This is a genomic window from Micromonospora sp. LOL_023, from assembly GCF_048060115.1.
Classification (GTDB): Bacteria; Actinomycetota; Actinomycetes; order Mycobacteriales; family Micromonosporaceae; genus Micromonospora_E.
Genome location: NZ_JBHMIM010000052.1, coordinates 32,239 through 46,464, shown reverse-complemented (window position 1 = coordinate 46,464; position 14,226 = coordinate 32,239). Strand labels below are relative to the sequence as shown.

Here is a 14,226-nt window from a genome sequence, read left to right as displayed (position 1 = left end):
CTCCAATCAGGCCAGTTATACCGTAAACGCTCAGGCCACAAACGCCATCAGACGACTACGCAAAGCCCCTGGGCGGTGAACCAGTCGGTGAGCCGGGTGCGGATCGAGGCCAGCAGGTGGTCACGCTGCGCGGTGCGACCGAGCTGGTCGGCGATCTCGGCCAGCCGGGCGGCCCGGCCCAGCGCCTTGCCGGTCCAGTAGGTGTCGTTGTCGAACCCGGCGAACGGGTCACCGGCCGCCGCCTGGTCCAGCTGGGCGGTGAGGGTGGCGAGGTCGGCGCCGGTGCTGGTGGCGACAGCCGGGACCTCCGGCAGTACGCCGTGGAAACGCATCGCGGTGCGGAACGACGTCGCGCCGACCAGGTTGCGCATCGGGCCCCGGGCCGACACGTAGGTCTCGGCGATCGGGCTGCCGCCGTTCAGGTGTTTCCACTGGTGGGGGTAGAGGGAGATCACCGTGCCGGTGGCGGAGCCCTCCCGGGCCGTCGTGGTGAAGCTGTAGGTGGCGTCGACCGTGCTGCTGGACTGCTGGTAGCCCCAGCTCACCCGGGTGCCGGTGACGTGCGAGTGGGCGTACTGGCCATAGCTGTCCATCAGCGCGGTCCGCCGGGCCGCGCTGGTACCGGCGCCGGTGGGCAGCAGCCCGACAGAGAGGTAGCCGCGGCCGGCGAGGTTGGAGGTGATCGTGGTCCCGGCGATGGTCCAGATCGCGCCACTCGGCGCGTACGCGACGTAGTCGTGGCCGCGCATCGAGAAGCCGATCCGGTTGCCGCTGTGGTGCCAGACGGTCGGCGTGCCGGGGAAGCTCAGCACCGCGTTGCCGCCGGTGACCTGGGCGTAGACGAACGGCAGGCCGTGGCCGATGGTGGTCCGCAGCGTGCGGGCGCCGTCGGACCAGTAGGGCGTGACCGTCCAGTCGCTCCAGCCGTCGACCTTGACGTCCGGTGAGTTCAGCCCGGCGACGCCGAGGGTGAACTCCCGGGTGTACGGGTAGTGGTACTCGCCGACGCCGGTCGGCGTGCCGGAGATGGCCGCCTGGGTGGTGTACGAGACCCCGAGTCCGCCGGAGGTCGGTTGGAAGGACATCGGGTGGGCGTGCAGCGGGTCGGAGTACGCGCAGTTGTAGCGCTTGAACAGCAGCGACGACCACCAGTCGTTGGTCGGCACCGCGCCGGTCGGGGCGTTGCCGGTGACGTACTGCCGCGGGTTGGCGGAGATGTTGCCGCAGGCGGTGGGGGCGGCGGCACCAGCCGGTCGGCTGGTGGTGTAGCTGCCGGCGCCGACGGTGGCGGCGTCGGCCGTACGCAGCATGCCGAAGATCAGTCCGCTGGCGAGGAGCGCCGTCGCGGTGGTGGCTGCCACGATCCGGCGCGGCGTCCGGCCTGGACGCCCGCCACGGATCGACAGGTTCATGGTGCCTCCGGTTCGGTCGGGCGTGCTACATGGTCGCGAAAGGTTTCACGTCCATTAATGAGCTATTGCCAGGACGTCACCAGAGATGCAGGCGTCTGTCAATATCCTGACCCGAACTTCCGTGGATTCGGAAGGTGTTGGTGGTCTTCGGTTGACAGCTGCGTTGAGCTTGCTATATATCTCTGTGAGAGCGCTCTCCTGAGCCTTGGGGCGACCACCACCCGTGGTAAGGCGGGTATCACCGACAGTCAAAAGAGCGCTTTCAGTCATCCCGTCGCGCCCTGTCATTGAGTGGCATCTGTCGGTCGCCGGTCAATCGGCGACCAGTGAAACCGTCATGTCCAAATGAGCCAGCCGAATACTTCGCCGGCTATTCGCCGGGCGGACGGTTCGACGATGGAACGAGTCGGCCCGTCTCCCGGACCCGGATGTGCGACGGCGGCGGCCACCAGAGGTGGCCGCCGCCGTCACCGGGGAGGGATCGGTTGGTCGGGTGGATCAGTAGACCGACAGGTGCACGTGGTTGGTGTGGTCGCTGGACGGGTCGCCACCGGCCCCGCTGTACGACTTCCAGCCACTGCTCGGCAACCAGATCCGCTTGTACCAGATCACGTAGAGCACGCCGAGCCGGTCGGCGTTGTTGATGTAGTAGTTCGCCAGGTTGTCGCCGTAGGTCTTGTCCCCGCCGGTGGCAACTCCGCCGAAGGTGTTGGGCTGAGCGGCGAAGTCGCAGGCCCGGCCCTTGGGATGCTCCCCGGAGCCGCCGTTGCGGAAGCAGGACACGTACCGGGTGAAACCGGCCGCCTTGGCCTGGTTGAGTGCGTGCAGCGTGCGTGGCGTGATGCAGCCCGACGTGGTCGGGTCACTGATGCTGCAGGACTCTGCCGGCCAGGAACCGTTCGCGTTGCGCGGTGCCGGGGTCGCCGACGCGCTGCCGGACCCGGATGACCCGGATGAGCCGGATGAGCCGGATGAGCCGGATGAGCCGGATGAGCCGGACGAGCCGGACGACGATCCGCTGGAGCTGGCCGCGGCTGCCCGTTCGGCCTCCTCGCGTTCCTGCTCCTCCGCGGCGACCGCCACGGCGAGCGCCCGTTCCGCCTGCTTCTTGCGCTGGTCCATGATGGTGACCTGTTTGCTCTGCTCGCGGATCTCATGCTCGATCGCGGCTTTCGACCGGGTCACCTGGTCGCGGGTCTCGTACAGCCCGCGGAGCTGCTTGTCCTCGTTGGCGGTCACCGCGCTCAGCGCCGCCGCCCGGTCCACGAAGCCCTCCGAGGTGCTGTTCAGCAGCGCGGAGACCGGACCGAGCCGGCCGTTGCGGTACGCGCGGTCGATGATGTGGCCGACGTTGCTGTTGCGGACCTCCAGCTCGGCCTCCACCTCGGTGAGCTGGTCGGTGAGCTGCCTTTGGCGCTTGCCGGAGTGCTGGAGCGCGGCCTTGGCATCGATCCAGCCCTTGGAGGCCGCGTCGAGCTCCTTGCGCAGACTGGGGGTGCCACCCTCGTCGTCGGCGCTGCCGGGTGCGCGGGCCGGTACGGCGCTGGCGGGTGCCGCGGAGCCGATCGGGGCGCCGGTGACGGCGATCAAGATTGCGGCTAATGGTGCTAACAGAGCGAATCGGGTTTTTCGCGCCGACCGAGGTCGGGCGTTCTTGTGGAGCGTCAACTTCACGGTGCAGGTTCCTTCCGTCAGCCGCCGACCGGGTTAGCTGACGGGTTCGGGACGGAAGATCCCTACCGCTGACGCGGATGCACCCCAGGTACGTGGTTCCCCGGCTCGCCGTACGGGCGATTAGGCGACGGTCCCCGCAGGCGCCGGAGGGGCGCCGCCCGAACGGAGACCGGGGCCGAGACTACCGGCTGTAGGGACTTCCGGCGCGGGATCGAGCGCTATCTTCTGTCAATAAAAATCGGAAATATGGCTACATGTTTGCTGTTTGTATCGCGGGAAGGTCACGAAACTTAAGCATCTGCTAATCACCAGTCCGCTGGTCCACAGGGGTCGGCTGGCGACAGTGGCTCGACTTGTAGCGTGGCGTGTTCTATCCCAAACTCTCCGTGCAGGAGCTGGCGGGCGTCGCGCAACGCGACGCCGACCTCTACCGACGGGTCGACGGTGAGGTGCGCCGACGCGACCTCCATGCCGGGCGTCAGTGTCCACACATGCAGATCGTGCACGTCGCAGACCCCCGCAACGGTCGCCAGCCGGCTCCTGACCCGAGGCACGTCCACGTGCTCTGGCGCCACCTGAATCAGAATCCGCAGTGCCGTGCGGGCGAGTCGCCAGGTGCGCGGCAGGATGAACACGCCGACGCCGACGGCGACCAGCGGGTCGGCGTACCACCACCCGGTCGTGGCGATGACGACGCCAGCCACGATCACGCCGACCGACCCCAGCAGGTCGGCGAGCACCTCCAGGTAGGCGCCACGGACATTGATGCTTTCCCGGGCGCCGGCACGTAGCAGCCCGAAGGCCACGATGTTGGCGACCAGTCCGGCCGCCGCCACCACCAACATCGGTTCGGCCGCTACCGGCTGCGGCGCGCCGACCCGGCGTACCGCCTCGATCAGTACGTAGAGCGCGACGCCGGCGAGCAGGACCGCGTTCGCCAGCGCGGCGAGCACCTCCAGCCGGTAGAGACCGAAGGTGCGCTGAGGATCGCCGCTACGCCGTCGGGTCGCGGCGATCGCGGCGAGAGCCATCCCGATCCCGAGTACGTCGGTGAACATGTGTCCGGCATCGGAGAGCAACGCCAGCGATCCGGTGAGCAGGGCGGCCACCGCTTCGACGACCATGAACGTCGCCAGCAGGACGAACGCGGCCCACAACCGTCCGTAGTGTCGCTGCCCGGCGGCGCTCGCGCCGTGATCATGTCCCGCACCCACACCGTCACCATCCGTCGCCTGGCATCGCCAGACCAGACTAATGCTCACATGGCAATATGTGCAATCGACTGGCGATGCGCGACCGGCCGGCGGCGCGTGATGAATCGGCGGTGCGATCAGTCGGTCACGTCGATCGTCACCAGCCGCTGGGTCGCCCGGGACAGCGCGACGTAGAGCGTCCGGACACCGGCTTCGGACTCGGTGCGGATCTCGTCCCCGGCCACAAGCACCACCCCGTCGTACTCCATGCCCTTGGCCTGCAGGCTCGACACCACCTGTAGCCGAGGATCCGCCAGGTCGGTGAGCCAGCCGGCGACATCGCCGCGACGGGCCACCGCCGCGATCACCCCGACGGTCCCCTCCACCTCGGCGAGGAGCCCGCCGACCGCGTCCCGGACCGCCACCGGCAGCGCCGAGGCGGCTACCCGTTCCCGTCGCGGCGCCACGCCGGTGGAGCGCACTGCGGTGGGCAGCAGGGCGTCCGGGGCGATCTCCCGGATCACCCCGGCCGCCAACTCGAAGATCTCGGCCGGATTGCGGTAGTTCGTGGTGAGCTGGAACTCCCGCCGGGGTCGCCGTCCCAACGCCCGGTCCCGGGCCTGGGCGAGCTCGGCCGGATCGCCTGTCCACGCGGTCTGCGCGGGGTCGCCGACCACCGTCCACGAGGCGAGCCGACCGCGTCGGCCGATCATCCGCCACTGCATCGGCGACACGTCCTGCGCCTCGTCGACCACCACGTGGGCGTACTCGCGGTAGTCGGCGGGCCGATCCCGGGCCGCCGCCCGGGCGGCACGCTCGCGGTCGGCGAACGTCGTCACCTCGCGTACCCCACCGGCGAGCTGGTACGGGTCGCTCGGGCGCCGCCGCGGCTGCGGCGGCCGGCCGAGCAGTTCGTCCAACTCGTCCAGCAGCGCCACGTCGGCGATCGTCGGCCCCTGCTCGGCCAGGTCATGGAAGGACTCGACCAACGTGGCGACCTCCGCCGGGTCGAGGATGCCCCGGGCGTAGCGACGCAGCCGTGCGGGCTGGGCCAGCCAGGCCAGCACGTGCCGGGGCAGCAACCGCGGCCACCAGGCGCGCAGGAAGTCGCGGAAATCGTCCCGATCCGACAACTCGTCTTCGAACTCGGCCTGGCCCGACAGCCGCGATGCCGCGACCAGCTGCCGGGCCTGGGCCCACAACGCGTCGAAGAGTCCGTCGATGCCGGCCCGCCGGACCTCGTTGCGGCGGGCACCCTTCGGCAACGCCCGCGCCCGGATGCCGTCCAGCTCCGCACCCTGTAGCCGTAGCAACTGCCCCCGGTAGAGCAGCCGAAGCTCGGTCGGTCCGTCCGGTACCGCGTCGCGGACCGCCCGGTCGAGCACCCGCCGCATCCGCAGGGAGCCCTTCACGACCGCTGCCGCCGCCGGATCGGTCCGGGTCGCCGACGCGGACGGGATCAGCGAACCCAACGACCGCAGCGTCGCGCTCTCCTCGCCGAGTGCGGGCAGCACCGCAGCGATGTACTCGACGAAGACCGCGGTTGGTCCGACCACCAGGATGCCGCCGCCAGCGAAGCGGCTGCGGTCGGCATAGAGCAGGTACGCCGCCCGGTGCAGGGCCACGGCGGTCTTGCCGGTACCCGGCCCGCCGGAGACGACCGTGACCCCCGACGCCGGAGACCTGATCGCCTGGTCCTGCTCCTGCTGAATCGTGGCCACGATGTCGCGCATGCCACGCCCCTTGGCCCGAGCCAGGGTGGCCAGCAGCGCGCCGTCGCCGACCACCCGCATGCCGGCCGGCGCCCGGCCGGGATCGAGCAGATCGTCGGAGACCCCGGTCACCCGTTCGCCCCGCGACTGGATGGTGCGCCGCCGTACCACGCCCCGGGGCTGGGTGGGCGTCGCCTGATAGAACGCCGCGGCGGCCGGCGCCCGCCAGTCGATCAGCAACGGCTCGGCCTGCTCGCCGCGGACCCCGAGCCGGCCCACGTGCAGCACCGAACCGTCCCGCAGATCCAGTCGGCCGAAGACCAGGCCCTCGTACTCGGCGTCCAGTCGGTGCCGTCGGCGCGCCGCATGGAACACCATCGCGTCGCGCTCCACCAAGGCACCCATGTTGCCTACTCGGGCGAGCCGGTATCCGTCACGCTCGTTGCGTACCGCATCCTGACGCAACTGTGCCAGCCGGGTGTACACCCGGTCGACGTGCCGTTGCTCGACGGCGATCTCCTGTTCCAGCGTGGTGGCGTCGGTCAACGCAGCAGCTCCTGGGCGAGGGCGGGTCGGCCGGGAGCCGGCCGAACCCGCCAGGTGGCACGGTCACGACGCCGGGTCCTGGCGTCAGCGGAGCGTGTCCCGTCCCTGACGCCCGGTTGGCCCGGCAGCCTTACGACGTTACCGTCCGGGTGCCAACCCGGTGCCGGCTCCCGGCTTCCACATTCGGGGTGGACCGCAATACGGTGCAGAGGTGACCCGGCAGTGGATGATCTACGGTGCTACTGGCTACACCGGTTCGCTGGTCGCTCGGCGAGCCGTCGCCCGCGGGCAGCGGCCGGTGCTGGCCGGCCGCGACGCGACGGCGGTCGCCGCCCTGGCCGGCGAACTCAATCTAACCTGGACGGTGCTGGATCTGGCCGAGCGCAGCGCGTTGCGGGCCGCCCTGCACGACGTCACGGTGGTGGCGCACTGCGCCGGGCCGTTTCGCCGCACCGCCGCGCCGATGCTGGACGCCTGCCTGGAGACCGGCACCCACTATCTGGACATCACCGGTGAGATTCCGGTCCTGACCGACGTCCTCGACCGGGACCGGTCCGCCGTCGAGGCCAATGTGGCGTTGGTCACCGGCGTCGGTTTCGACGTGGTCCCGACCGACTGCCTCGCCGGTATGCTCGCCGCCGCGCTGCCCGCCGCGACCACCCTCGAACTGGCGATCCTGGCCGGGGGCGGAGTGAGCGCGGGAACCGCGACGACGGCGTTGACCTCGGCCGGCGGTGGCGTGCGGCGGGTCGGCGGCAAACTGCGGCCCGCGCCGGTCGGGCGACCACGCCGGCTGGTGCCCTTCCCGTCCGGCCAACGCCAGACGGTGGCGGTGCCCTGGGGCGACCTGGTCACCGCCCACCGGTCGACCGGCATCGGCGACATCACCGTCTATCTCGCCGTGCCGGGACGTCCGGCGGTGGTCGGCGCCGCCGCCACACTGCTCCGGGTCGCAGCGCTGCGCAGGCTCGCCACCTGGGCGGTGCGCCGGGGCGCGCCCGGCCCGTCAGCGCAGACCCGGGCGGCGACCGGGTGCGAGGTCTGGGCAGAGGTACGCGACGACGCCGGTGAACGGCGTACCGCCGCACTGCGTGGACCGAACGTCTATGACCTCACCGCAGACGCCGTCGTCCGCGCCGTCGACCGGGTGCTCGACGGGGTCGGTGACGACCCCGGCCAGATCACACCCGGTGCGCACACCCCGGCCACGGCGTTCGGCCACGGGTTCGTGCGGATGCTCGACGGAGTAACTGTCACCGAGCCCTCGTAGCGGTGACGGTGCCGGGCTCGGCGCCGGCGACCCGGTCGAGGACCATACCGACGGCGCAGGTCACCTCCTCGGGACGCTCCATCATCAGCATGTGTCCCGCCCCGGGGCAGACGGTCAGTTCGGTGCCTGGCAGTGCCTGCGCGATGGAATCGGCGCAGGCCGGCGGGGTCAGCCGGTCGCGGTCTCCGACCAGGACAGCCGCCGGGAGACCGCCGAGACCGGTCAGGGTGGCGATCCGGCGTTGCGCGCCGATTGAGGACCGGTAGCCACCGATCGCGCGTAGCGTGGCCCGACCGACCGCCCGGGTGGCCAGGTCCAGGTCCACCGGGTCGTGCCGGTCGCCGAACAGCAGCCATCGCAGCGTCGGCCGTAGCGGATGCAGAAGGTTCTGGTGTGGCCGCCAGGTGCCGCACCGGGCGAGCACCCCCGCCCCCGCCACCTCACAGAGCCGGACCAGCCGGGCGACCGGCTGGGCGAGCCCGTACGCGGTGTGGGTGTGCCCTTCGGCGGTGGTGGCGACGAAGACCAGCCCGGCCACCTGGTCGGCGAAGCGGTCGGGGTGCCGGTGCGCGTACTCCATGATCGTCATGCCGCCCATCGAGTGCCCGGCCAGCACCACCGGTCCCCGCGGCGCGACCTGTCGCAGCACCTCGCCCAGATCGTCGCCAAGCTGACCCAGGGTCATCGTGGCAAGCCCGGTGGAGGTGGACCGGCCGTGACCGCGGGTGTCGTAGCTCACCACCCGGACCGGCGAGGTGGTTCGTCGCGCCAGTTCCTGGACCTGCCGGTACCAGGTGTGGTGGTCGAGAGTCCATCCGTGCAGCAGGACGAGCGTCAGGGGCGCGTCCAGCGGACCGACCGACTCCCCGTGCAGTACCGCGCCGTCCGCCAGCGCGACCGAGAACTCCTGCCGCATGTGCACCTCTGGTCACCTCCGTGGGGCCGACTGGTCGTCGCGCACCGCGTCGACCGGACCTACCCAGCTGGGCCTGCCGCCGAACCGTGACGGTGAGAAGATTCGCAACATCCTTCCCGACCGGCCGGTAGCAGACCAGGCTGCAATTATGTCGTCACCGTCGTTCCCGATGTCGGATTCCCGTGCCCCGCGACCGACCGGGCCGCCGCCGGCCGATCACCCCGGTCCGGCCGAGGCACTGGCCGAACTGCTGGCCGGCAACCATCGATTCGTCACCGGGCAGCCCCGGCACGGGCACGACGTGTCCGCCGCCGCGGCCAGTGCCGCCCTCGGTGAGCAGCATCCGATCGCCTTCGTGCTCGGCTGCATCGACTCGAGGGTCCCGCTGGAGGCCATCTTCGACCAGACCTTCGGGTCGATCTGCGTCGGCCGTTCCGGCGCACAGGTGTTGGATCAGGCGATTCTCGGGTCGATCGAGTTCGCGGTCGCCGCGCTGGGGGTGCCGCTGGTCGTCGTGCTCGGACACGAGCGGTGTGGCGCGGTGGCGTCGACGATCGCCGCCGAGCGCTCCGGCACCCGTCCGACGGGCAGTGTGGGGTACCTGGTGGAGCAGATCGCCCCCGCCGTGGCGGAGGTCGGCGTCGACCATCCGCAGGCGCAGCCCCTCGTGGTCCGCGCCCACGTACGCCGGACCGTGCACCGGCTGCGGCAGGTCGACGCGTTGGCGGCGGCGCTGGGGAAGGGCCGGATCGACGTCACCGGCGGGGTCTACGACCTCGGGAACGGTCAGGTGGAGCTGCTCGCCTGAGACCGTCGGCGGGCCAGCCGCCGACGGCAACGGCCCCACCGGTGGACCACCGGTGGGGCCGTTGCAGGTGTCGCGGTGACTCTGTGCTGGCTGCGGGCTCGGATCAGGCCTCGAAGATGCCGGCCTCGACGAGCCGCTTCTCGGTCAGCTCCCAGCCGTGCTCCGGGTACGCGCCGGCCAGCGCGTTGATCTCGGCGCGGATCTTGGTGGCGTGCCCGGCGCCGGCCAGCACGCGGATCTCCTCCACGAAGGCGTCCGAGTCGGTCCGCAGGTGAGCCGTCTTGCCGTTGGTGAGGTTCCGGACGTACGCGTGCTTGCCGCCGTTGAGCGGAATCAGGTACTTGAACTCGCCGAGGACGCTCAGGGCACCACCCTGACCGGCCTGGCCGGCGCGGACTGACGCGCGCGCGGTCTTGGAGGTGTTGCTCGCCACGGGGTGACTCCCTTGCAGAACGTACGGAAACGGACAGGTGTGAACGGGTGCGGAAGGGCTCGACAGAGGCCAGGAGCATTCTACCGGACAGCCAACCGGTCACCTGTGAGTGACCCGGTCGGTCAGCAGGCACAACGACCTGCCGGTGCCGGGCATTCCGGTGGGTGACGACCCGATCGGCGTGCTGCCCCGGAGAAACGCCGCGACGAAATTCCCGATTCGCTGGCGCACCACCCGTCACAACAGTCATCATTAGTCACACCACCCGGGTGATCGAGGTCGTAGGGGAAGACGCACCTCGCTCTCCGGGAGGTCACCGTGCCAACGCGTGGCGTCGTATACGTCCACTCGACCCCGCTCGCCGTGTGCCCACACGTCGAGTGGGCCATATCGCGTGTGCTCGTCGCGCCGGTCAACCTGCACTGGACAGCTCAGCCGCTCGATCCGAACGGCCGCCGAGCCGAGTGTGGTTGGACCGGTCGACCAGGCACCGGCGCCGAGCTGGCTGCTGCCCTACGGCAGTGGCCCATGATTCGTTTCGAGGTCACCGAGGAAGCCAGCGCCGGAGCCGACGGGGAGCGGTTCATGCACGTACCCGGGCGTGGGCTGTTCCGCGCCACGATCGGTGCGGCCGGCGACATCCAACTCGGTGAGGACCGGATCCGGGCGATCATCGCGGCGGCCCCGGCCCCGGAGGCGCTCGCACACGCCCTTGACAAGGCCATGGGTACGGCCTGGGACACCGAACTCGAGCCGTACCGGCACGCGGGTGAGGGCGCGCCGGTGACGCTGCTCACCCGGGTCGGGTAGTCCGTCGGGTGACCCTGGGTGCGGCACGGCCCGCAAGGTTGCCGCCACCGCCGTAGCCTGATGTGATGGCCGGTGTGCTCCCCTCACCCCGCGTAACGATTGCCGCCTTCCTGCTTGCTGTCCTCGGTGTCACGAGCGGCTGTGCCGGAGCTGGGTCGGCGTCCCCGAACACCACACCCAGCAGCTCAAGCGGGCCGTCGACCGACCCGACGGCAACCACGGGCCCGGCGACACCCGCCGCCCGGCTAGCCGCCACCCTCAGTGATGAAGACCTGGTGGGGCAGGTGTTGATGCCGTACGCCTACGGTGGGTCGGCGACCGAGGTCTCGGCCGGATCGGCCGCCGGCAACCAGCAGCTCGCCGGGGTGGACAGCCCTGCCGAGATGATCGAGCGGTACCGGCTCGGTGGACTGATCCTGGTCGGCTTCTCCGCCGACGACCCCACCGGCAGCAACCAGCCCACCACGAACGTCGACGACACCGCCCAGGTCCGCGCGCTGACCACCGGGCTGCAGCAGGCCGCCAGCGGCCTGCCTGCGGCGACGCTGCCCGCTGGCGCCGGTGACCTGCCGTTGTTGATCGGCACCGACCAGGAGTTCGGCATCGTCACCCGGATCGACCAGGGCGTCACGATCCTGCCCAGCGCGATGGCCGCCGGAGCGGCTGGTCGGCCGGACCTGACCGAGGCGGCCTGGCGGGCGGCGGGAACCGAACTCGCCGCACTCGGCGTCAACGTCGACTTCGCCCCCGTCGCCGACGTACTCGGGGTGAGCAGCACCGTCATCGGTTCCCGCTCCTACGGCGCGGATCCCGCACTCACGGCCCAGCAGGTCGGCGCCGCCGTACGTGGACTGCAGGGCGCCGGTGTGGCCGCCACCGTCAAACACTTCCCCGGCCACGGGCACACCGCCGTCGACTCGCACGGCGATCTGCCGGTGCTGGAGCAGGACCGCGCCGCGCTGGACACCGCCGACCTGCCGCCGTTCGCGGCCGGCATCGACGCCGGCGCCGGACTGGTGATGTCCGGCCACCTGGACGTGACCTCGGTCGACCCCGGCGTGGCGGCGACCTTCTCCCGCAAGGTGCTCACCGATCTGCTCCGCGGCGAACTCGGCTTCGAGGGTGTCGTGGTCACCGACGGGATGAACATGGCACCGGCACAGGTGATGCCACCAGGCGCGGCGGCCGTCGCGGCGGTCAACGCCGGCAACGACCTGATCCTGATGCCGCCGAACGTGACCGCCACGTACGACGGACTGCTCGGCGCGCTGCGCGACGGATCGCTGCCGCGTGAGCGGCTGGTCCAGGCAGTCACCCGGGTGTTGACCCTCAAGCAACGCCTCGCCGGGGCGGCCACGCCGCCGATGTCGGTGCTCGGGGCCGCCGGCCACTACGCCGCCGCGCGGGAGTTGGCGGCCGCCGCCATCACCCAGGTACGCGGAGCGTGCACCGTGGTCGGGCAACCCGTCACCGTCACCGCCTCGGCCGGCCGTGACCGCACCCGGACTCTGCTGATCGAGTCGCTGCGGGCCGGCGGGGTCGAGGTCGTCGACCGTGGCGGGACCACCGTGCATCTGGTCGGTTACGGCGACGGCGCGTCCGACCTGAGCGCGGCGGCGGCGGTCACCGTCGCGATGGACACCCCGTATCTGCTGGCACAGTCCCGATCACCGGTGCTGCTGGCGACGTACTCGTCGAGTGCGGCGTCGATGTCCGCGCTGGCGGACGTGCTGCGGGGTAAGACGAAGGCACCGGGCCGGTTGCCGGTGTCGGTGGGCGACCTGCCACCGACATCCTGCGGGCAGTGAGCGCGACCGGCAGACGCCCCGGCCCATGAGCTGGGCCGGGGCGTCTGCCGGTCGGTTCGGGTCGAGGGACCGGTCGGGTCTCAGACCCGGGTGAAGACGAGCGCCACGTTGTGCCCGCCGAACCCGAACGAGTTGTTCAGCGCGGCCGGGACGTCCATCGGTCGGGCCTTGTGCGCGGCCACCTCGAGGTCGAGCCGGTCGTCGGGGTCGTCCAGGTTGATCGTCGGCGGCACGACGCTTTCACAGATCGTCATGATCGTGATGATCGACTCCAACGCGCCGGCCGCGCCGAGCAGATGGCCGGACATCGACTTGGTGGCGGTGAGTACCGGGTGGTCGCCGACCGCGCGCCGCAGCGCGATCAGTTCGGCGAGGTCACCGGCCGGCGTCGAGGTGGCGTGTGCGTTGACGTGCACGATGTCGCGACCGGTGACACCGGCGTCGGCCAGCGCCAGCCGGATCGCCCGGGAGGCACCGAGCCCTTCGGGGTGCGGCTGCACCATGTCGTACCCGTCGGAGGTGAGGCCGGCTCCGGCGAGCCGGGCGTAGACCCGCGCACCGCGCGCCGCCGCGTGTTCGGCCCGCTCCAGCACGACGATGCCGGCACCCTCACCGAGCACGAATCCGTCACGGCCGTTGTCCCAGGGTCGTGACGCCCGCGCCGGGTCGTCGTTGCGGGTCGACATCGCCCGCATCGCGGCGAAGCCTGCGATCGGCAGGCCGTGTACGACGGCCTCGGTGCCACCGGCCACCACCACGTCGGCGCGACCGGCGCGGATCATGTCGAGTCCGTGCGCGATCGCCTCGGCACCGGTGGCACACGCGCTGGCCACCGAGTGCACCCCGGCCTGCGCGCCGAGTTCCAGCCCGACCCAGGCGGCTGGGCCGTTGGGCATCAGCATCGGTACGGTGTGCGGCGAGACGCGCCGGGGCCCGTCGGCTTCCAGGATGTCGTCCTGGGCCAGCAGGGTGAGCGCACCGCCGATACCGGAACCGACGCTGACGCCGAGACGTTCCCGGTCGACGCCGGCGTCGCCCAGCCCAGCGTCAGCCCATGCCTCACCGGCGGCGATCAGCGCGATCGCCTCGGATCGGTCGAGCCGGCGCAGTTTGACCCGGTCGAGCCGCTCGGCGGGGTCGACCGCCAGTTCGGCGGCGATCCGGACCGGCAGTTGCGCGGCCCAGTCGTGGGTGAGCGGCCGAGCCCCGGACTCGCCGTTGAGCATGGCATCCCAGGTGGACGCGACATCTCCGCCGAGCGGAGTCGTCGCGCCTAGCCCGGTGACGACGACGTCGACCATCGTCATGCCTGCGCTTCGATGTAGGCGACGGCGTCACCCACAGTCTTGAGGTTCTGTACCTCGTTGTCCGGGATCTTCACGCCGAACTTCTCCTCGGCGGCCACCACGACCTCGACCATGGAGAGCGAGTCGACGTCCAGGTCGTCGGTGAACGACTTCTCGCCGGCAACGTCGTCCGGGCTGACCCCGGCGACCTCTTCGAGGATTTCGGCGAGGCCGGCGGTGATCTCGTCACGGGTCATGGTTTTCTGCTTTCCTCTCGATGGATGGGCTGGTACTGCCTGCTCGACTGCGAGCAGTGCTGCTCCGCGCCGGGGCGCGGACGAACTGGCGGGTCCACATG

At 70.9% G+C, this 14,226-nt stretch carries 12 protein-coding genes and 1 riboswitch; of the genes, 4 read left to right on the top strand and 8 right to left on the bottom strand.

Translation table 11 applies throughout. The features are described from left to right. Positions 1-47 precede the first annotated feature (47 nt). The 4 genes from ACFHVL_RS24350 to ACFHVL_RS24335 all read right to left on the bottom strand — a co-directional run bounded on the left by ACFHVL_RS24350 (position 48) and on the right by ACFHVL_RS24335 (position 6,537). A complete protein-coding gene (locus ACFHVL_RS24350; protein WP_416630750.1) occupies positions 48-1,412 on the bottom strand; it encodes a hypothetical protein in 1,365 nt (454 codons plus the stop codon). Positions 1,413-1,910: 498 nt separating this feature from the next. Then, positions 1,911-3,002, bottom strand: coding sequence for a coiled-coil domain-containing protein (locus ACFHVL_RS24345; protein WP_416630749.1), 1,092 nt, complete (start codon positions 3,000-3,002; stop codon positions 1,911-1,913). Positions 3,003-3,092: 90 nt separating this feature from the next. Further along, a riboswitch (cyclic di-AMP (ydaO/yuaA leader) is annotated at positions 3,093-3,223 on the bottom strand. Positions 3,224-3,391: 168 nt separating this feature from the next. Further along, on the bottom strand, positions 3,392-4,300 hold the full coding sequence (locus tag ACFHVL_RS24340; RefSeq protein ID WP_416630748.1) for a cation diffusion facilitator family transporter: 909 nt from the start codon (positions 4,298-4,300) through the stop codon (positions 3,392-3,394). A gap of 116 nt (positions 4,301-4,416) precedes the next feature. Further along, complete coding sequence (locus ACFHVL_RS24335) at positions 4,417-6,537, bottom strand: HelD family protein (protein ID WP_416630747.1); 2,121 nt, start codon at positions 6,535-6,537, stop codon at positions 4,417-4,419. Between the two features lie 211 nt (positions 6,538-6,748). Between ACFHVL_RS24335 and ACFHVL_RS24330 the strand changes: the two genes are divergently transcribed. Further along, positions 6,749-7,807 (top strand): saccharopine dehydrogenase family protein, encoded by a 1,059-nt coding sequence (locus ACFHVL_RS24330; protein ID WP_416630746.1) that lies wholly within the window; start codon positions 6,749-6,751, stop codon positions 7,805-7,807. On the opposite strand, the gene ACFHVL_RS24325 is transcribed toward ACFHVL_RS24330, so the two are convergent. After that, positions 7,791-8,723, bottom strand: coding sequence for an alpha/beta fold hydrolase (locus tag ACFHVL_RS24325; RefSeq protein WP_416630752.1), 933 nt, complete (start codon positions 8,721-8,723; stop codon positions 7,791-7,793). The genes ACFHVL_RS24330 and ACFHVL_RS24325 overlap by 17 nt on opposite strands. A gap of 169 nt (positions 8,724-8,892) precedes the next feature. Between ACFHVL_RS24325 and ACFHVL_RS24320 the strand changes: the two genes are divergently transcribed. Beyond that, on the top strand, positions 8,893-9,531 hold the full coding sequence (locus ACFHVL_RS24320) for a carbonic anhydrase (RefSeq protein ID WP_416630745.1): 639 nt from the start codon (positions 8,893-8,895) through the stop codon (positions 9,529-9,531). Positions 9,532-9,634: 103 nt separating this feature from the next. On the opposite strand, the gene ACFHVL_RS24315 is transcribed toward ACFHVL_RS24320, so the two are convergent. Continuing rightward, complete coding sequence (locus tag ACFHVL_RS24315; protein WP_326552562.1) at positions 9,635-9,964, bottom strand: hypothetical protein; 330 nt, start codon at positions 9,962-9,964, stop codon at positions 9,635-9,637. Between the two features lie 318 nt (positions 9,965-10,282). On the opposite strand from ACFHVL_RS24315, the gene ACFHVL_RS24310 reads away from it, so the two are divergent. Further along, on the top strand, positions 10,283-10,774 hold the full coding sequence (locus ACFHVL_RS24310) for a DUF3145 domain-containing protein (protein ID WP_416630744.1): 492 nt from the start codon (positions 10,283-10,285) through the stop codon (positions 10,772-10,774). Between the two features lie 65 nt (positions 10,775-10,839). Further along, complete coding sequence (locus ACFHVL_RS24305) at positions 10,840-12,582, top strand: glycoside hydrolase family 3 protein (protein WP_416630743.1); 1,743 nt, start codon at positions 10,840-10,842, stop codon at positions 12,580-12,582. 80 nt (positions 12,583-12,662) lie between these two features. On the opposite strand, the gene fabF is transcribed toward ACFHVL_RS24305, so the two are convergent. Together fabF and ACFHVL_RS24295 are read right to left on the bottom strand one after the other, a co-directional pair. Beyond that, entirely contained in the window at positions 12,663-13,889 is a 1,227-nt protein-coding gene (gene fabF, locus ACFHVL_RS24300) for a beta-ketoacyl-ACP synthase II (protein WP_416630742.1), read from the bottom strand. Beyond that, entirely contained in the window at positions 13,886-14,125 is a 240-nt protein-coding gene (locus tag ACFHVL_RS24295; protein ID WP_416630741.1) for an acyl carrier protein, read from the bottom strand. Before ACFHVL_RS24295 ends, fabF begins: the two co-directional genes overlap by 4 nt. Positions 14,126-14,226 lie beyond the last annotated feature (101 nt).

Excerpts from the sequence above, each read along its gene's own strand:
- ACFHVL_RS24350 (WP_416630750.1), bottom strand. The coding sequence starts at position 1,412 with ATGAACCTGTCGATCCGTGGCGGGCGTCCAGGCCGGACGCCGCGCCGG.
- ACFHVL_RS24320 (WP_416630745.1), top strand. The coding sequence starts at position 8,893 with ATGTCGGATTCCCGTGCCCCGCGACCGACCGGGCCGCCGCCGGCCGAT.
- ACFHVL_RS24325 (WP_416630752.1), bottom strand. The coding sequence starts at position 8,723 with ATGCGGCAGGAGTTCTCGGTCGCGCTGGCGGACGGCGCGGTACTGCAC.
- ACFHVL_RS24295 (WP_416630741.1), bottom strand. The coding sequence starts at position 14,125 with ATGACCCGTGACGAGATCACCGCCGGCCTCGCCGAAATCCTCGAAGAG.
- fabF (WP_416630742.1), bottom strand. The coding sequence starts at position 13,889 with ATGACGATGGTCGACGTCGTCGTCACCGGGCTAGGCGCGACGACTCCG.
- ACFHVL_RS24305 (WP_416630743.1), top strand. The coding sequence starts at position 10,840 with ATGGCCGGTGTGCTCCCCTCACCCCGCGTAACGATTGCCGCCTTCCTG.